Annotated in this window: 16 protein-coding genes and 1 pseudogene; 16 read left to right on the plus strand and 1 reads right to left on the minus strand. The window is 40.7% G+C overall.

Translation table 11 applies throughout. From position 1 onward, the window contains the following. Positions 1-23: 23 nt before the first annotated feature. The 3 genes and pseudogenes from ACQKFG_RS11505 (at position 24) to ACQKFG_RS11515 (ending at position 3,721) form a co-directional block, all read left to right on the plus strand. Entirely contained in the window at positions 24-1,649 is a 1,626-nt protein-coding gene (locus tag ACQKFG_RS11505) for an amidohydrolase (RefSeq protein ID WP_427559003.1), read from the plus strand. Between the two features lie 287 nt (positions 1,650-1,936). Then, positions 1,937-2,608: pseudogene (locus ACQKFG_RS11510) on the plus strand (M20 metallopeptidase family protein). 432 nt (positions 2,609-3,040) lie between these two features. Then, positions 3,041-3,721 (plus strand): DUF975 family protein, encoded by a 681-nt coding sequence (locus ACQKFG_RS11515; RefSeq protein ID WP_342614358.1) that lies wholly within the window; start codon positions 3,041-3,043, stop codon positions 3,719-3,721. A 424-nt stretch (positions 3,722-4,145) separates the two neighbouring features. Here ACQKFG_RS11515 and ACQKFG_RS11520 read toward each other — a convergent pair whose 3' ends face one another. Then, complete coding sequence (locus ACQKFG_RS11520) at positions 4,146-5,705, minus strand: PucR family transcriptional regulator (protein WP_427559006.1); 1,560 nt, start codon at positions 5,703-5,705, stop codon at positions 4,146-4,148. 159 nt (positions 5,706-5,864) lie between these two features. On the opposite strand from ACQKFG_RS11520, the gene ACQKFG_RS11525 reads away from it, so the two are divergent. The 13 genes from ACQKFG_RS11525 (at position 5,865) to ACQKFG_RS11585 (ending at position 19,764) form a co-directional block, all read left to right on the plus strand. Then, positions 5,865-7,232, plus strand: coding sequence for an aspartate aminotransferase family protein (locus tag ACQKFG_RS11525; RefSeq protein ID WP_353872354.1), 1,368 nt, complete (start codon positions 5,865-5,867; stop codon positions 7,230-7,232). After that, positions 7,213-7,911 carry a CoA transferase subunit A gene (locus tag ACQKFG_RS11530; RefSeq protein ID WP_192206209.1) on the plus strand — a complete coding sequence of 233 codons (699 nt, stop codon included), beginning with the start codon at positions 7,213-7,215 and terminating at the stop codon, positions 7,909-7,911. The genes ACQKFG_RS11525 and ACQKFG_RS11530 overlap by 20 nt, the downstream gene beginning before the upstream one ends. Continuing rightward, entirely contained in the window at positions 7,896-8,561 is a 666-nt protein-coding gene (locus tag ACQKFG_RS11535; RefSeq protein WP_427559009.1) for a 3-oxoacid CoA-transferase subunit B, read from the plus strand. Before ACQKFG_RS11530 ends, ACQKFG_RS11535 begins: the two co-directional genes overlap by 16 nt. A 5-nt stretch (positions 8,562-8,566) precedes the next feature. Next, positions 8,567-9,745 carry a thiolase family protein gene (locus tag ACQKFG_RS11540; protein WP_427559012.1) on the plus strand — a complete coding sequence of 393 codons (1,179 nt, stop codon included), beginning with the start codon at positions 8,567-8,569 and terminating at the stop codon, positions 9,743-9,745. Between the two features lie 28 nt (positions 9,746-9,773). Further along, a complete protein-coding gene (locus ACQKFG_RS11545; RefSeq protein WP_349727739.1) occupies positions 9,774-11,048 on the plus strand; it encodes a peptidase in 1,275 nt (424 codons plus the stop codon). Positions 11,049-11,110: 62 nt separating this feature from the next. Further along, on the plus strand, positions 11,111-12,550 hold the full coding sequence (locus tag ACQKFG_RS11550) for an amino acid permease (RefSeq protein ID WP_427559015.1): 1,440 nt from the start codon (positions 11,111-11,113) through the stop codon (positions 12,548-12,550). A gap of 291 nt (positions 12,551-12,841) precedes the next feature. Continuing rightward, positions 12,842-13,024, plus strand: coding sequence for a hypothetical protein (locus ACQKFG_RS11555; protein WP_427559018.1), 183 nt, complete (start codon positions 12,842-12,844; stop codon positions 13,022-13,024). Further along, positions 13,021-13,170 carry a hypothetical protein gene (locus ACQKFG_RS11560; protein ID WP_427559021.1) on the plus strand — a complete coding sequence of 50 codons (150 nt, stop codon included), beginning with the start codon at positions 13,021-13,023 and terminating at the stop codon, positions 13,168-13,170. Before ACQKFG_RS11555 ends, ACQKFG_RS11560 begins: the two co-directional genes overlap by 4 nt. Positions 13,171-13,646: 476 nt before the next feature. Next, entirely contained in the window at positions 13,647-14,885 is a 1,239-nt protein-coding gene (locus ACQKFG_RS11565) for a cytochrome P450 (protein ID WP_427559707.1), read from the plus strand. A 502-nt stretch (positions 14,886-15,387) separates the two neighbouring features. Further along, a complete protein-coding gene (locus tag ACQKFG_RS11570) occupies positions 15,388-16,038 on the plus strand; it encodes a phosphatase PAP2 family protein (protein ID WP_342614352.1) in 651 nt (216 codons plus the stop codon). Between the two features lie 83 nt (positions 16,039-16,121). Next, positions 16,122-16,733, plus strand: a complete 612-nt coding sequence (locus tag ACQKFG_RS11575) for a DedA family protein (RefSeq protein WP_342614351.1) — start codon at positions 16,122-16,124, stop codon at positions 16,731-16,733. A 180-nt stretch (positions 16,734-16,913) separates the two neighbouring features. After that, positions 16,914-18,551: a spore germination protein gene (locus tag ACQKFG_RS11580; protein WP_427559025.1), complete on the plus strand. Its 1,638-nt coding sequence runs from the start codon at positions 16,914-16,916 to the stop codon at positions 18,549-18,551. Next, positions 18,541-19,764: a Ger(x)C family spore germination protein gene (locus tag ACQKFG_RS11585; RefSeq protein WP_427559028.1), complete on the plus strand. Its 1,224-nt coding sequence runs from the start codon at positions 18,541-18,543 to the stop codon at positions 19,762-19,764. Before ACQKFG_RS11580 ends, ACQKFG_RS11585 begins: the two co-directional genes overlap by 11 nt. Position 19,765 lies beyond the last annotated feature (1 nt).

Below are 19,765 nucleotides of genomic sequence, written 5' to 3' on the forward strand. Positions count from 1 at the left end.
TACTTATTAAGGAGAGGGAAAGTATGAATGCGAATAAACGAAATATGAATTTTATTTATATAAACGGAAAAATATTTACAGCGAACCCGAAACAACTTTATGCGAGTGCCATGGTTGTTCGTAATGGGCGCATCGAGTGGGTTGGAGAACAGTCAGAGACAGATGGAATGAATGGGGAACGGATCGATCTTCTAGGGCGGCGGGTACTTCCCGGACTAATTGATGCACATCTGCATCCGCTATTTTTAGCTAAGGCAGCCAAGCAAATTCCATGTATGCCCCCTGTCGTTGAATCGATTGAGGATTTGATCAAGGCCGTTCGTGAACAGTGTGAATCCCATAATTCAGGGGATTGGATTGAAAGCTGGGGATATGATGAAGGGAAATTGACGGAAGGAAGGTCCCCTTCACGCTACGATTTGGATAGGGCGACAACGGACATTCCTGTTGTCATAACCCGGACCTGCGGCCATATTATCGTCGTCAACAGCAAGGCATTGGAATTGGCCGGGATCACGAAGGACACGCCAAATCCAGCAGGGGGGGAGATTGACAGGGATTCAGAAGGGGAGCCGACAGGGATATTACGGGAAAATGCAAAAGAATTGGTCAATAAAGTGATGCCGGTTCAAACATTTGAAGAAGAAACAGATACTCTGGCCGAACTGAGCCCCAAATTATTATCACACGGGATCACGGCAATCACTGAACTCCTGGCAAGGACCAAGCCGATCGATTACTTGGATATGTATAGGGCAGCAAGCGAAAAGGGCCTAAAGCAACGCACAGTTTTATACTATATTTGGGAAGATATGAAGAACGATATGATCCTGGATAAAGGTAAAACAAACAGAGAAAGCCAGAATCATATAGGTGGGGTTAAGTTATTCTCGGATGGCAGCGTGTCGGGTCAAACGGCGTGGGTCGATCCGCCGTTTTTAGGAGAAGAAAAGAACCATGGCATACAGATGACATCAGAGGCAGAGTTGTTAAGTGCAGCTGAGGCAGCCAGGAAAAACAATATTCAATTGGTCATACATGCAATGGGGGAGCAAGCGATCGATTTGATCGTGAATACCTTTTACGGAAAAACGGGATGGATCACGGATGGTCCATCGATAAGGATCGAACATGCAGCCATGCCTACAAAGCAAGCACTTCAGCGGGCAGCTGAAACGGGTATCGCTTTTGTTCCCCAACCAATCTTCTTATATGCCGAAATCGAAAGCTACCTTAATAATCTGGGTGCAGATCGCACAAGGCGAACCTACCCCATCCAATCCATGTTAGAAGCAGGCATTAAACTGGCATTCTCTTCCGATGCACCTGCAACGGCATGGGTCGATCCGGTCAATCCGTTCGTTGGAATCAAGGCAGCCGTAACTCGCGTTGCCTATGACGGTACTGACACAGGTAAGGATCAGCGTGTAGATGTGCCTACCGCGATTACACTATATACAAGGGCCGCCCAGGAGATAACGAGAATCCCGGATGTCGGGCAGCTCACTCCGGGCTATCATGCAGATTTCATTGTGCTCGACCAAGATATTTTGGCGATCAGACCGGAGGAAATCGATAGGATTACAGTGGAAGAAACCTATATGGGCGGTTCTTTGGTTTATCAAAAAGAAACGACGATAACTAAATAGGAAAATAGGGACGAAAAGGGGCAGGTTTCCTTTTCGTCCCTTTCCCTTTCTTGGTACGGATGTTCAATAGTAGTAAAAAAAATTTTACGCTAGAGGGTGAAAATTTTTACACTTTCATGCGAGGAAGCCTTGGAAGCGATGTTGCCGTTTGAGTGTCTAAGGCGCAAAGGGTTTGCTGAAATCCAATTTTTCAAGAAGCCGGATGGTTAATTGCAGAAGATCAATTATTGGTACACAACTTGCTGATTTACTGGATGGATAGATTCATATTTGAGGAGGAAATGGTCATGCAAAGTTTGAAGTTATATCCGGAATTAAAAAGTGTAAGAGAAGATGTGATTGCTTGGCGACGTCATCTTCACCAGCATCCGGAATTATCCTATCAAGAAGAGAAGACATCGCAATTCGTATATGAGACACCCTGTTGTCATTTGGAAACCTGGAAGTTACACGTCCGACAAAATACAGTGTAATGGCCCGCTTGCTTGGTACACAGCCTGGAAAAACATTAGGCATCCGTGCAGATATGGATGCACTGCCGATCGAGGAAGAGAACTCTTTCGATTTTAAATCCAAAACACCAGGTGTCATGCATGCTTGCGGTCATGATGGTCATACGGCGATGCTTCTTGGACGAAAATCCTTTCCGGAATGAATTCAACTATGTAACAGGATATCGGCCAGTCATAAATGACAATGAAGTCACCAAGCTCATTGAAGAAACTGTCCGTGAAGTTTATGGGGAACATTCTGTCGACCATCAAAAACCGACGATGGGGGCTGAGGACTTTTCGGCTTTCCAACAGAAAGCACCTAGCAATTATTTCTTGATAGGAGCTGGGAATAAGGAAAAGGGAATCACCAATCCCCACCATCATCCGCGTTTTACTTTTGACGAAGATGCCATGGAGTACGGTGTTAACATTTTTATCCATGCTGTTCGAAAAATCTTACGATAGAATTAAATGAGCGCCCGGCCTATCTGGGAGAAGGAAAAAAGAACTAGATTAACGAAAGGACGTTTTACCAATATAAATACAAGCGCCTTCGCGAAACCATACCCTCTTAACAGGGTATGGTTTCGCGAAGGTATTTTAATTTAGAAGCGCATAATGCCTTATTCCCCTTCATAAACTGTTATGGAACAAACAAGCCAGTAGACCAAGGGTATGAAAGGAGTTGATCATGGCTGCCCGAAATCGGTTCAACCGTTTGACTCTATCCATGTGTGCTTTCTAGGAATTTAAGCCCACGACCAGAAATATTATGTTAAAATACAACAGGAGATTTATACATCAAATAAATAGTGGTTTTTCTGAATCCATCCTTATTTACAATAAAAAGGAATATTCAGAATTCCGCCATTTAAAAAAGGGGAGTTAAAACAGAGTATGAGAATCTCAGAATTAAAGAAGAAAGCCCTTCAGTCGTTGGGAGGTAAATGGGGAGTAACTATTTCGCTTATGTTGCTCTTGTTCTTGATCAACCTTATTTTACCTTTAATTGTCGAAGTGATTGGAAGCGGTGGGTTTTCACAATGGTTCATGCAGGAAGAAACACCATTATGGACGGATATCTTCAGCATGGTCTTTTCCATTGCCCTAATCCCGCTTACCATTTCGACCACTTGGTTCTACCTGAATTTGGTTAGGGAAGGAAACCCTGATATTCCAGAAGTATTCGCCATCTATAAAGATGGAAAAACTTCTTTCAAGCTTATTGGGGCATCCATCTTACAAGCAATTTTCATTTTTTTATGGTCATTATTATTAATCATTCCAGGTATCATCAAAGCTATCGCCTATTCGCAGCAGTTTTTCTTATTGAAGGATCATCCTGAATACACGGTGCTTGAAGCCATTACAGAGAGCAGAAAAAGAATGAAGGGCTTGAAATGGAAGTATTTCCTTATGCACCTAAGCTTCATCGGGTGGGGCATCCTTTGCATGTTCACGGTGGGAATTGGTTTACTATGGTTGATTCCTTATGCAGGAACAACAATGGCTGCATTCTATAACGAATTAATCGTGCCTCAAGGAGATATTGACGACGATCAACAAATAGAGGGATAAAAGATCAACCGATAGCCAATGGCTATCGGTTTGAATTTGTAGTCAAAAGGGGCATTACCTAAAACTTCAAAGCAATGTTGATTGGAACGTAAGGCACCGAGGTGGCTCCCGGATCGCCCGCGGAAAGCGAGTGCCTGGAGTGGCTATCGCCGACAGCTTGGAACATCATACTCTTTATGGGCTTAAAGATCCTTACCGTTTTTTAAAGGGCTGGATCAGGCCAAAAGAGGCTAGATGCTAAGCATCAATCCATTCATTTCCGGCAACCGATCACTCCCGTTTTTAAAAACGGTGAGTGTGTACATAAGAATTACTATTTGATTTGCAGACAATTATAGAAGGGTTTTAGTGAGTTAATAGGTAAACTATTTGAATCAAATGTATATTCCCCAAGAAGGTGAAAGGTTGTTAAATCCGTTTCACCTTACTTAATTTGAAGGTATTTTAATAACTTATATGCCAAAATAGCTAAGTATAACTTTATGCCATTATCATAATTGTTTAGGTCTAATCCAGTTTTTTTCTGTATCTGTTCTAACCTGTATTTCAGTGTATGGCGATGAATATATAGCTCGCTTGCTGTTTCTTTAATACTTTGATTGAAAAAAAGATAAGCTTCAAGTGTAGTAATGAGGTCTATACCTTTTGAATCAAGTAGATTTCCAATGTATTTTTGGTAAAACTCTTCTAAATCTACCCCTGATTCTTTCATTTCAATGAGTAATTGATATACGCCAAAATCGTTATAATGGACTATGGATTTTGGTTTAAATAGAATTTGGGAAAATCGTGCTGCTTGCTCAGATTCAGCAGCACTTTTGTGTAATTGATAAACGTCGGCAGTTGTTTTACCAATACCTATAGCTATTTGTTCATTTGATAATGTCGAATTCCAATTATTTAAGAGGTTCTCAGCTAACTCTAAAATATTTAATCCAGGTTTTGCTTCCGCCAAAATAATGACACTATCGGATTTTGTCCTCATGAGGAAGGGGATTTTTGACTTTCCCATGGTGTATTGAATAATTTCGGTTAACTCATTGTATTTTTCCTTTATTTTCTCCTCTTTCAATAATGGAAAATAAATGTATATGATACTTTGTGGATTTGTAAGGTCTACTCCCAGTTTACGTCCTCTCTCGATCATATCTTTATTATTTGGGATTATAGGATTTAATACTTCTTCGAGGAAGTCACTAGTTAACCTCAATTGTGTTTCCTCTACTGCTTTCCTCCGCAAAAATTCAATCGCAAATACAGTAGTGGCATGCTCAATTGCAATTGAATCCAATTCATCCGATAACCTTTTTTCCTTTATAATGAGTAGACTTCCATAGGTATTTTTATTAGCTATAATAGGTTGACTATTAATTTTGTAGTTATCCATTTGTTTTTCATATAGATTTTTTAAATTGTTAATATCAATGAAGTCATGTTTTATGTAGGAACTTATTATTTCATCTTTTGCTATAAGGATTACACTTGCATCAATTATTTCATGAAGGGTTTTTGTAATGGGGTCAAATCCGTGTTGTTCTAATACAAGCCGTGTAAAATCCTGATGGATTCGTAGTGAATATTCAAATGTTTGGCTTTGTTTGTTAACAATTTGTACCAGTAGTTCTTTTGTAATCATAGAAAAGTTTATGTTTGCTGGAATTTCAATTAAAGGTAAGGCATATTCATCTGCGATGGTAATAAATGATTTTGGAATTTCCTTTAAATAAAATCCTGTATATATAGCTATTCCAGAAAGTTTTCCGATGGATAAAAGCTTTTCGAATTCCTTACGTTTCTTCGTATTTTCTCCTAATCCGAATCCTGTTGTGATCAAAAACTCTCCATCCTGTAAACGATAGATATCTTCAATTACCTCCACAATAGTTACCCATTTGATCCAATTTTGTAACCCCTTTTTTCCAGCCTTTAATTTTGTTTGTTTCATGATAGGCAGTTGCAAAGCTTCAGAAATCCGAATAGCCATAGATAGCCCCCTAATGATTTAACTTCGTTTATCCTATCATCCATTATACGCGGTGTATAATGGAACATCTATTTTTTCATACGTTTGTCAAATTGTTATCTGTCAGAAATTTTAATAAAGTTTTAATATACTCTTATAATTCCGAGGGAGATGTAATGGATGAAGGAACGAGATTATTTAATTAAACCGGTATTAGGACAGCAATATCCAATAGCTGCATCTGCAAAAGGCATATATATATATGATCAGGGCGGTAAGAAATATATTGATGGGTCGTCTGGAGCTGTAACGGTAAGTATTGGACACGGTGTACAGGAGATTATTAAAGAAACCCTTGCACAGGCAGAAAAAATTTCATTCTCTTATAGATCACAATTTACCAATGAACCGGCTGAAAAACTAGCAGAAAAATTGAGTCAATTGGCTCCAGGAGATCTTAATTGGTCATTCTTTGTAAATAGTGGTTCAGAAGCGACCGAGACAGCGATGAAGATTGCTATACAATATTGGCAAGAAAAAGGGCAACCGCAAAAGGATCGCATTATATCTAGGTGGACTAGTTATCATGGCATTACAATGGGAGCATTATCCATGTCAGGACATATATTAAGAAGACAGAGGTTTGCAGCGATGTTAGCTGATTATCCTTCAGTATCTGCCCCTTACACTTATCGTCGACCTGATCATTTAACTGAAGAAGAATTTGGTCTTCTTTGTGCTCAAGAACTTGAAATGGAGATTAGTCGTATTGGGGAAGAACGTGTTGCTGCATTTATTGCCGAGCCAATTATAGGTGCATCTGGGGGGGCTATCACTCCACCAGCTAATTACTATCAAAAAATCAAGGAGATTTGTGAGCGTTGTAACGTCCTATTTATTGCAGATGAGGTAATGACCGGAATTGGCCGTACTGGGAAGATGTTTGCAATAGAACATTGGAATGTTACTCCAGACCTTATTACTCTAGGAAAGGGAATGAGTTCAGGGTATACCCCAATGGCAGCTACTCTAGTCAGTGATAAAGTCATGGAACCTATATTAAATGGATCTAAGTCCATTATAGGAGGTCATACTTATAGTGCCAATCCTCAATCTGCAGCAGTTGCACTAAAGGTTATTAAATACGTTGAGGAACATCAATTGGTAGAAAAGGCAGAAGAACAAGGGATATATCTTATGAGTAAATTGAAAGCGCTTTTAAAGTCTTGCGAAATGATTGGGGACGTAAGGGGAAAGGGCCTTTTAATTGGAATGGAGTTTGTAGCCGACCGTGAAAAGAAAAACCCGTATCCACCTGAATTAAATGTAACAAATAGGGTAATTAAACAAGCCTTTGAAAAAGGGTTACTTGTTTACCCAGCGTCAGGAGCCATTAATGGAATGGGGGATGCTATTATCATTTCGCCACCTTTGGTTATTACAAAAGATGAAATTGATAGTTTAGTAGATATTTTAGAAGAAGCAATTATTGAAGTGCAATGTGAACTCAACATGGAGGGCAAGATCAATGCTACTATCCAAGTCTAAACAAGGAAAGGTAAGTACTTTAGAGGCTGCCCTTCAAAGAATTTCCGACGGATGCTCCTTAATGTACGGAGGATTTGGTGGCATTGGTACTCCCCCTACCATTGTAGAAGGGATATTGAATAAAGGATGTAAACATTTAAGTTTAATAGGTAATGACGCAGGTTTCCCGGACGTTGGGGTTGGGAGGTTGATTAGTTCAGGAAGAGTGAAGAAACTAATTACTTCTCATATTGGCTCCAACCCAATAGCCGGTCAATTAATGAACAAGGGGGAAATGGACGTAACATTTTCTCCACAAGGAACGTTGATTGAACGTATTCGAGCCGGTGGTATGGGATTAGGCGGTATTTTATCCGATGTGGGATTAGCCACGGTTGTTGAGGAAGGGAAGACACATATTACTGTAAATGGACAGGAATATTTGATTGAAACAGCATTAACTGCTGATGTATCTATAATTCATGCTTCAAAGGCTGATTATCTTGGAAATCTCGTATTTGATAAAAGCGCACGTAATTTTAACCCTTTAGTTGCCATGGCGGGGGATTTTACGATAGTTGAAGCAGATGAGATTGTTCAAGTTGGTGAACTTGATCCAGAATCGATTATAACCCCTGGAATCTTTGTGGATATGGTAATTCCAAGTGAAGGAGTGAATTGGAAATGGGTTTGGGAGTAGAAGATCGCCATCGTATCGCTAAACGTGCTGCCAAAGAAATAGAAAATGGAATGATTGTTAATCTAGGAATAGGCATTCCTACATTAATTGCTGATTATATCCCATCGGATATTTCTGTCCAATTCCATGCCGAAAATGGAGTGTTGGGCACTGGTCCGACACCAAACAGGAGTGATATTAATCCTAATTTATGTAATGCCGGTGGTCATCCCTGTTCTGTGGTTCAAGGAGCCTCCTTTTTTGACAGTGCTACTGCATTTGGCATGATCCGGCGAGGCCGTTTAGATGTTACCATTTTAGGAGCCCTTGAAGTAAGCGAAGAAGGCGACCTGGCAAATTGGATAGTTCCTGGAAAACTTGTCCCTGGTATGGGTGGGGCGATGGAGTTGGCTCAAAAGTCTAAAAAGGTAATTGTATTGATGAACCATACAAACAAACAAGGTAAATCGAAAATACTGAAGGAATGTAAACTACCACTTACCGCCAAAGGTTGTGTTAGTTTGATCATCACTGAAATGGCTGTGATCGAGGTAACGCCACAAGGATTAGAGTTAAAAGAAGTTATGGAGCCTTACACGGTGGAAGATGTAATTAAACATACAGATGCACAATTGAAAGTACTTAAAACTACAGGAAAAGTTGAGGAGTGAATGAAATGGAAGATGCCGTCATCGTATCAGGAGTTCGTACTGGAGTAGGTGCATTTGGAAAGTCCCTTAAAAGTGTTTCCGCAACTGAAATGGGAAGACAAATATTGGAGGGATTAATGGGGAAGACCACTCTTACCAAAGCGGATGTAAATGAAGTAATATTTGGACATGGTTATGTACATGGGGGAGGATTGAATTCAGCTAGAATATCATCGCAATTAGCTGGATTCCCAACGAGTGTTCCAGGTCATGTAGTAATCAAGGCATGTGGTTCAAGTTTGAAAGCAATTACTAACGCGGCCTTAACGATTAAGGCCGGTCAAGAAGAAGTGGTAATTGCAGGTGGGGTAGAGAATATGAGTCAGGTCCCATATTTAGTTAAAAACAGATGGGGGACAAAGTTTGGGAATGTAGAAATGGAAGATGCCCTATTAACTGATGGTTTAATTTGTTCATTGGAAAATGAACATATGGGAATGACGGCAGAACGCTTAACGCAAATTTACGGTATCTCCCGAGAGGAACAAGATAAATTTGCCTTTGATAGCCATAAAAAGGCAGTTCAGGCTATTGAAAATCAGTATCTTAAAGATGAAATTCTCCCTATTCAGGTCACCGGTACGAAAGGAGCTTTCCTATTCAGGACAGATGAGTCTGTACGCTCGGATATTCAGCTAGAAAAATTAATCAATCTTCCACCTGTTTTTAAATCGGATGGGTCAATCACTGCTGGGAATGCGTGCCCTATGAACGATGGAGCAGCAGCAGTTTTAATGATGTCAAAAAAGAAAGCTATACAAAAAGGTATTAAACCTTTGTTAAAAGTGAAAGCATTTTCCAGTGCTGGTGTTGAACCAGGCATTATGGGGATTGGACCTGTTCCAGCAACAAAAAAAGCACTGGAATTGGCCGGGTTAACTTTAGATGATATTGGTTTGATTGAGCTTAATGAAGCCTTTGCTGCACAGGCATTAGCTGTTATTAAAGAACTAGAGTTAGACTATTCAAAAGTAAATGTTAATGGTGGAGCTATTGCATTGGGGCATCCAGTTGGAGCAACTGGTGCTAAGCTAACTGTTAGTCTAATGAATGAAATGTTACGTACCAAAACAAAGTATGGAATGGTGACGCTATGTATGGCCGGAGGAATGGGGCTTACCGTCATATATGAAAACCTAACATAATAACCACATTAAAGCGAGGTGAACTGTATTGCAATTAATCAAGGAACAAATTCAAACATGGTTAAAAGAGCATTATGAAGAAGGTACAGAATTATTACAACGACTTGTACAATCTCCTAGTATTTCTAAAAATGAGGCAAAAGCGCAATCAATAATCACTGAAGTATTATCGAATATGGGGTTAAAGGTGGATGCCTGGGAGCCATGTGGAAAAGAATTAACCGAAAGTCCCTACTTTTGCTCGTCAAGGGATGATTTTACAGGAAGTCCTAATGTTGTAGGTGTTCTACCCGGAACAGGCGGTGGCCGTTCCATAATCTTAAACGGACATATTGATGTTGTCCCTGAGGGTGATCATGAACAATGGACAGATGATCCATATAGTGGAGCGATTAAGGAAGGAAAAATGTACGGTCGTGGTGTTACGGATATGAAAGGTGGGCTAGTTTCATTTATTTTAGCCTTACAAGCCATTCTGCAACTCGATATTAAGCTTAGAGGCGACGTTATTTTTCAAAGTGTTATAGAAGAAGAGAGTGGTGGAACAGGGACTTTATCTACTATTCTAAAAGGCTATAAAGCTGATGCTGCACTAATCACTGAACCCACTAATATGAGAGTTTTCCCTAAACAGCAAGGATCCATGTGGTTTAGGATCTTTGTCAAAGGACGGTCAGCCCACGGGGGAACACGATATGAGGGAGTAAGCGCTTTTGATAAAGCAATGGTACTAGCGGAGCAAATCAGGGCTTTGGAGTTTAACCGGAATCAACGTATTAATGATCCATTATACGAGCAGACCCCTATCCCCATTCCTATTAATATCGGAGTTGTTTCAGGAGGAAACTGGCCATCTTCAGTACCTGATTTGCTGAAAATAGAGGGAAGAATGGGTATAGCACCTAACGAGAAGATAGAAGATGCACAACGTGAAATGAAGGAATGTCTACAACAACTATCAGTCCTGGACCCATGGTTTAAGGAAAATCCGCCTGTCTTAGAATGGTTTGGTGCTCGATGGCTACCAGGGGAAATCGATCTTGAACATGATTTGATGAATACGTTAGTTCATCAATATAGAGAAACTACTGGTGAAGAACCCGTGATAGAGGCCTCTCCTTGGGGAACTGACGGGGGATTACTTACAGAAGTAGGGAAAATTCCAACGGTGGTTTTTGGACCAGGGACAACGGAAATGGCACACTTCCCAGATGAGTATATTGAATTGGATAAAGTTTTTAAATCTGCAGAAATTATTGCATTAACTATAATTCAGTGGTGTAGTATCAAGGGAAATATCTGAATTAAAAGAAAATGAAAAAATTAGTTCAGCATAAAACGGCTGATTTAATTTAGGAGGGTATTATGGCTGAATTAGATAATGAACAAGGCCTCAAAAGGGTAATGAAAAGTCGCCATTTATTCATGATTGCTTTAGGTGGTGTAATCGGTGCAGGTTTTTTCAACGCTTCAGGTTTTACGATTAGTCAGGCAGGCCCTATAGGCGCAGTTTTAGCCTATATGATGGGCGGACTTATTATGTATTTAGTTATGCTGTGCTTAGGGGAATTGACAGTGGAAATGCCAGTATCCGGATCTTTCCAAGCTTATGCGACTAAATACATACATCCATCGACAGGCTTTACAGTTGGGTGGATTTATTGGATTGGTTGGTCTTCTACCGTAGCCTATGAAATTATCATTATAGGTTCGCTGATGCAAAGGTGGTTCCCTGATATTTCTCCATGGATCTGGTCGTTAATTGCAGGAATTGTACTATTTTCTGTAAATGCCCTTTCTGCACGCAGTTTTGCTGAAACAGAATTCTGGTTTGCGAGTATCAAGGTAATCGCTATAATCTCTTTTATCTTTATTGGGTTAGCCGTCATTTTTGGTATTGTACCAATTGAGGGTGAACCAGCTGATCCTTATTTTACACACTTAACAGAATTTGGCTTCTTTCCTAATGGAATATTTGCAGTAGTTATTGCTATGATGGCTGTTAATTATTCATTAGGCGGTACGGAACTTATAGGAATTGCTTCTGGTGAAAGTGAAAATCCCGAGATGACGATCCCTAAGGCCATAAATCAAACTGCTTACCGAATAATATTATTCTTTGTTTTGTCAATAATTATCGTTGTTTCTATAGTTCCATGGCAACAAATCCAGCCAGATGCCAGCCCGTTTGTTACAGCACTAGATAACATCGGTATACCATATGCAGCCGATATTATGAATTTTGTCATTATTACCTCATTACTATCTGTTGCTAACTCTGGTCTTTATACTACAACTAGGATGTTATACTCTCTTTCTAGTTCTAAGATGGCACCAAGATCCTTTCAAAAGTTAACCAAAAAAGGTGTGCCTTTACTTGCTTTAACGGCTAGTATGGGAATCTCATGTGTGTCCATTCTTGTTTCAAAAGTAGCGGCTGAAACTATTTATACCTGGATCCTTTCTGTAGCAGGAATGGCATCCATGTTGGCTTGGATGAGTATTGCGGCATCTCAGTATTTTTTCCGCAGACGATATGTAGCTGAAGGAGGAAAAGTTAGTGATCTGAAATTTCGGACCCCACTTTACCCTTTAGTTCCTATCTTGGCATTTGTCTTTAATCTAGTTGTATTAATAAGTTTAGTATTTGACGAAGGAACTAAATTGACTATTTATATTGGTGTTCCAGTAGCCATTGCCTTTCATTTGATATATATTTTATTTTTGCAAAAACGCGGAAAGAAAGATGTGGGTTCATCGGTTCAAGAAGATTATGAAAAGGTGCGTTTAATTAATAAAAGTTAAAAGTGAACGATAAATAACAGTTAATATAGCTCAAGTTCAAACAAGTTTCTTCTATATATAAACGGCAAAATTGAAGATCATTGAACCGTACTGCTCAAGAACTGTTGGGTTTGTTTGGCATAAAAGCTGGTCATGAAATGATATTAAAAAGAGCTACATTCAATATACGAATGAATTTTTGGAACATAAAAAAGTGACAGTTAATTCTCTATTCCCCTTAAAAAGGTTAAATTGATCATTTTTCCTGGTGTATAATAGAATATTGAGAATGCCATTTAGGGGGATTACATAGTGAGTAGTGGTTTTAATATTGCGGATATGATATACCAATTGTTTTGCCTTGTATTTCTAATCCTGGTCATCGTTGGGACCGTATCTCTTTTCCGTTCCATGAAGCAACGTAAAACCAGACTGGATATCATGGAAAAGAAAATGGATGATTTACAGGAACTGATTAAAAGGGGTAAAAATTGACGGCAGCATCGTTCATACTGCAGGCAAACTCGAAGAAAAGCGGGTTTGCCTGCAGTTTTTTTTATTCGAAAAAAGTTCCAGTTGAATTCGGAAATCCGCTCGCTTTCCGCTACTGCCTGCCAAGCCTCAGCAAAGCAAGCATCTAGCAGGTCTCGGCTAGCCAGTTATTCGGCCAGTAAGGGTTTAACAAACTGGACAGCTGTATGCGCGGCCGTTCTCTATGCAGTGGAGGCATTCCGGTTCAAACTCCGGCAATTATAAAAATAATCTATATTGAAATAACTTAGTGAAAAGCACTGTCTCCGAATTTGAAAAAGAGGATTGGATTTTGAGCATCAATGGAGAGACATAAAAAAATAGAAAAAGAAAGTGAATTGTAAAAAATAAGCAGTTTTACATATAGGTGTTGGGATAGTGGTGCAAATTTCATGTACGGCTGTTGGTATGGAAGATGCATGGTTTGTTGCGGTGTTTTACCCTATAATGGAATAGATGTGTATTTAAGGATTCCATGAAAAAGTCTATCAGGAATGCTCGACCCTATAACAAATCGGCGGAGATGGAGAAAGCTGAACATCCGATCCTTTTGTTAGGTAACTTTTGAGAAGTGGGAGGAGTCGGTATCATGAAAGAAGTTATTGCAGTAAAAGAAATTACTAGGTTTAAAACACGGACGGAGGAATTTAGTCCGTACGCTTGGTGTAAACAGATGCTAGAAAATGACCCCGTAAGTTATCACGAAGGAACGGATACGTGGAATGTTTTTAAATATGAAGATGTGAAGCGGGTTCTCAGTGATTATAAACATTTTTCAAGTGTTCGGAAACGGACTACCATTTCGGTTGGAACGGATAGTGATGAAGGTTCTGTGCCTGAAAAGATCCAAATCACTGAAGCTGATCCACCTGAGCATAGAAAACGCCGTTCACTGCTTGCCGCAGCATTCACACCTAGAAGTCTTCAAAACTGGGAACCTCGCATTCAGGAGATTGCTGATGAACTGATCGGAGAAATGGATGAGGACACGGAAATCGATATTGTGCAATCATTGGCGAGTCCGCTTCCGATCATTGTCATGTCGGATTTGATGGGCGTTCCCTCGAAAGATCGTTTATTGTTTAAGAAATGGGTGGATATCTTATTCCTTCCGTTTGATAAAGAAAAAGAAGAAGAAGTAAATGAATTGAAGCAAGTGGCAGCAAAAGAATACTATCAGTATTTGTATCCGATTGTTGTGCAAAAACGATTGAACCCGGCGGATGATATCATTTCAGATCTATTGAAGTCTGAAGTGGATGGGGAAATGTTTACGGATGATGAGGTTGTCCGGACGACCATGCTGATTTTAGGAGCGGGGGTCGAGACAACAAGTCATTTACTGGCCAATAGCTTTTATTCGCTGCTATACGATGACAAAGAGGTTTATCGAGAGTTACATGAAAACCTGGATCTGGTTCAGCAGGCGGTCGAAGAAATGCTCCGTTTCCGATTCAATCTTATTAAATTGGATCGCACCGTAAAGGAAGATAACAATCTATTGGGAGTGGAATTGAAAGAAGGGAATAACGTTGTTGTTTGGATGAGTGCAGCCAATTTGGACGAAGAGATGTTTGAAGATCCCTTCACCCTTAATATCCACCGCCCTAATAATAAGAAACATCTTACCTTCGGAAATGGCCCTCATTTCTGCCTGGGAGCGCCGTTGGCCAGACTGGAAGCAAAGATTGCGCTAACTGCATTCCTGAAGAAATTCAAGCATATTGAAGCGGTGCCATCATTTCAGCTAGAAGAGAATCTTACCGATTCAGCGACCGGGCAAACTTTGACATCACTGCCGCTTAGGGCGTTCCCTACAGTTTAAGAAACGAAAAAACCTTGTGCACTAGCCTGCATAAGGTTTTTTTCTTTGGCTCTTTTCGTAAAGATTGTTGTTTTTAAAAAACTAAACGATTTAAGGTTGGTTGGAGCGCAAGTGAGAGACTCCTGCGGGAGCAGCGGGACAGGTGAAACCCCACAGGCGTTTACGCCGAGGAGGCTCACCGCCAGCCCCGCGGAAAGCGAGCATCTGGTGGGGAATTCAACCAACCGCTTTACTTGGTAAATAGCAACAAAGTATGCGAAAACAGCCTTTTCTTTTTAGCAGGGACGCATGGCATACATGTTCCTGCCACTTCCTGAAACGGTCGACAGGAAATGTTATAGTAACCTGAAGTTGAGGTGACAATGACGAATAGAGTAGTATGATAAAGTAACGAATTAGGTTGACTGGCGATCAAGCATTTACGTTAACCTTTCAATGAAGAAGATATGGTAAAATGGAAATTTCCAAATGAAACGGTTTTAAAAAGTGAAAGGATGTTATTATGAAATTAAAGCAGCAATTAACCATTGCCTTTATAATAAGTGTACTTTCTTTGATCGGGTTCAGTTTCATGGCATTTACCATAAGTGCAAATGAATACCTGAAATTTGATCAAGATGTGATTTCCTTGGTGCAAGGAATGGAATCTCCCCCGCTGACGGACATCATGAAGTTCTTTACCTACATAGGTTCAACCCGTTCCATAATCATCCTTTCCTTGGTCATTTTGTTTTTCTTATATAGGGTTTTGAAGCATCGTTTGGAACTAGTCCTATTCACTGCAGTCATGATTGGTTCACCTCTTCTCAATTTGATGGTTAAGCTATTCTTTCAACGCGCCCGGCCCGATCTACATCGGCTCATCGAAATAGGGGGGTACAGTTTCCCCAGTGGACATGCCATGAATGCATTCTCTTTATACGGTATTCTCACGTTTCTGCTATGGCGTCACATTACCGCTAGGTGGGCGAGGATTCTATTGATTCTATTCAGCATGATGATGATCCTCTCGATCGGTATAAGCCGAATATATTTAGGGGTCCATTATCCTAGTGATATCATTGCCGGATATTTGGCAGGTGGTTGTTGGATTGCGATTTCCATTTGGTTTTTCCAAAGGTATCAAGACCGGCGGAAGAACAAAGGTCGTTAATAAAGGGAGCAAGGTTATAGCAGGATAAGCAGACGGCAGGTAACAGGTCAGCTGTTGATTCAAGAAAGTTAGGAGCGTATTAAATGGAAAACTGGATTACGGAATTCATGAATGATTTTGGGTATATGGGAATCTTTCTATTGATAGCATTGGAAAATATTTTCCCGCCGATCCCGTCTGAGGTCATTCTTACTTTTGGCGGTTTCATGACGACTACAGCGAACATGACGATCATGGGCGTCGTGATCGCATCGACTATAGGGTCAGTGGCAGGGGCAGTAGTCCTTTATGGAATTGGTTTACTTCTAGATGTGAAGGTCATTGAAAAGTTCGTGGAAAGGTGGGGCCATATTCTTAGATTAACAGTACCGGACGTCCATAAGGCGAATTCATGGTTTGACAAGTACGGGGCATGGACCGTGTTTTTCTGCAGATTGGTTCCGCTGATCAGAAGCCTGATTTCGATTCCGGCAGGCATGTCCCATATGAGCTTTTGGCTCTTTCTGCTTTACACAACAGCCGGAACACTGATTTGGAACATCATTTTAGTGAATATCGGGGCAGCTGTTGGATCTTCGTGGGAAGATATTGTAGGGTATATGGACATTTATTCTAACATCGTTTATGCGATATTGGCCTTGCTATTCATTATTTTCGTTGTTTTGATTTTAAGAAGGAATAAAGGCAAAGTATAATTTCAGTTTAGTTGATTGGGCCGTTAGAGTCGGCACCTTCATTACATAACCGAAAATGAACACCAAAGGCTGTCATTGCGACAGCCTTTTTCTTATGGAAGGAAGGCGGCTGAACTCAGAATAAAGGGGAAGTGCTTTGGACAAAATGAGTGAAACGAAAAAGGAATGAGGTTCGGTGCTATGGCTTCTTTTTTCAAACAAAAGAGACAAGTGAAGCAACGTGAAAAGAAAAAGGAAGATGACAATCAATCCAAAAGCCAAACGCCTGATTATATTGAAAGTTCCATTTCTGCCAATCTGGAAATCGTGAAGAAAAAGACGGGAAACAGTCCGGACATCATTATCCGAACGTTGAAAATCGGTCAAAATCCGGAGATGAAAACAACGATCTTGTATGTGCAAGGTCTGGTTGATAATCCAAGCGTTACGGACTTTTTAATTGATTCAATCATGAAAAATCCTCATCTATCAGAAAAAATGCTTCCACAACAAGCATTGGATATAATTTCTGAAGACGTGGTTTCCCTCGGTGGTGTAGAAACCGTCAAGGATTGGGAAAAATTGTTTTTGTCCTTATTATCAGGGGACAGCATCATTTTGGTTGATGGAATAAACATCGCCCTGGTTGCCAGTACAAGAGGGGGAGAAAAGCGCTCGATTCAGGAGCCAAGCACGCATTTGACTGTCCGGGGATCAAGAGAAGGGTTTACGGAATCGAATGGAACGAACATCGCCATGTTACGCCGGATCATCAATACCCCGGATTTATGGATAGAGTCGATGAAAATTGGCACGGTGACAAAAACGGACGTTTCCATCATGTATATAAACGGAATTGTCAAAGAAGGGATCGTCGAGGAGGTCAAGAAGCGCTTAAATCGAATTAACATCGATAGCATTCTTGAATCAGGATATATTGAACAATTGATAGAAGACCAGGTCATGACCCCATTCCCAACCCTTAACCATACAGAAAGACCGGATATGGTCGCAGGAAATCTTCTGGAAGGAAGAGTGGCGATATTCGTTAATGGAACGCCTTTCGTCTTGGTGGCCCCAGCAATATTTGTACAGTTTTTTCAATCGGTCGAAGACTACTATAATCGCTTCGACATTGCTTCTGCCACACGTTTTTTACGGATCATCGTTTTCATTATTTCTATAGTCGGGCCAGCTGTCTATGTTGCAGCCACGACTTTTCATCAGGAAATGATCCCAACGAAGTTGCTGGTCATTGTAGCGGCCCAAAGGGAAACGGTTCCTTTGCCTGCCGTCATTGAAGCGCTTCTCATGGAAATGACCTTTGAAATATTACGGGAAGCAAGTCTTCGGATGCCAAAGGCTGTTGGTTCGACCATGTCCATTGTCGGAGCATTGGTCATCGGGCAGGCGGCTGTCCAGGCTGGTATCGTATCGCCGGCAATGGTCATCATCGTATCGATCACGGCGATTGCCAGTTTTGCAACCCCTTCTTACTCCATAGCGATTTCTGCCCGAATTGTGCGGTTCGGATTCATCATTTGTGCCGGCACTTTAGGCTTTTATGGGATGATTTTAGCCTTTATCGCCCTTATTGTTCATTTATGCAGCTTGCGTTCACTTGGAGTTCCTTATATGACACCGCTCGCCCCTCTGAATCCGGAAGGGTTGGGCGACACATTCTTCAGAAGACCTATGTGGGCATTCAAGGAAAGGCCAAAATTATTATCCAACGAAAATAACCTGATACGGGAAGGCGATAATCAAAGACCCCTGCCTCCTGAATCACGTGGAATGAAAACGTCTGACGAGAAAAAAGGTGAAGGCAATGAATCGTAAAAAGCTAATTCTGTTCTTGATGGTGATTTGTACTACATTCACCTCAGGCTGTTGGGATAAAAAAGAGTTAAACGAAATGGCCATCGTCTCGGCAGTTGGACTCGATAGAAATAAGGAAGGAAAGTTAGTGGGAACGTTCCAAATCATTAATCCAAGCAATGTAGCGGGAGCTCTACAGGGCGGCGGCGGAACAAATCCACCGATATCCATTTATAGGGCCACCGGAGATACTGTGCTTGAACTGGATAGTTTCGCTTCAACTAAAATCTCGCGGGATATGTATTTTGCCCATGCCAACCTCGTTGTCATCGGTGAGGAACTAGCAAAAGAGGAGGGCCTCAACGATATTTTCGACGCATTTGAGCGCTCACCGGAATTCCGGGCAACTACGAGGATTGTGATTGCCCGGGGTGTGAAAGCAAGAGATATTGTCGAAACGTTAACCGCAATCGATAAGGTATCTGCTGAGAAAATCATTAGGACGATTGAAATCACTGAAAAAATTCAGGGGGGAAATATTAGCATCAATCTCCAAGAAGTGATCAAAAATCTGCTTAGTACCGGGAAAGAACCGTTAATAAGTGGCTTTACCGTGAAAGGAAACACAGGTAAAGAAGATAAAATGGAGAATACCATGTCCTCGGATATTGAGGCAAACCCTAATGCAGCAGGGATAGGTGTTTTTAAAGATGGAAAATTGATTGACTGGCTGGATGGCAATAAGGCAATAGGGTCAATGTGGGTATTGGATAGGATCAAAAGTACCCAGTTAAATATTGATTGGGAGGGTAAAAAAGACGCAGTCACCTATCAGGTGATTCGTCAAAAAACCAACGTTTCGGTGAAAATGGAAAATGGAAAACCTAAGGTATTTATAAAGGTCCGTGCAGAAGGAGATATCCGGGAGGTGAATGTTCCTTTGAATCTAACAGATACGCATGTTCTGATAGATATTGAAAAGAAGTTAGCCAAGAAATTAAAGAAGGAGATGGAAGATGCGGTCGTTCGGGCACAAAAAAATAAAGCCGATATTTTTGGATTTGGTGAAATCATGCACGAATCCCACCCTAAAGAATGGAAGAAAATCGAAAAAAACTGGGACGATGTTTCTTTTCCTGAACTGGAAGTAGATGTGCAGGCAGAAACTTTCATTCGCCGTACCGGATTACGTAATAAGCCGTATCTTTCGAATTTAAAAAAGAGTGATCAATGAT

The sequence above is a fragment of the Peribacillus sp. NPDC076916 genome, from assembly GCF_050269675.1.
In the GTDB taxonomy this organism is placed as follows: domain Bacteria; phylum Bacillota; class Bacilli; order Bacillales; family DSM-1321; genus Peribacillus; species Peribacillus aracenensis.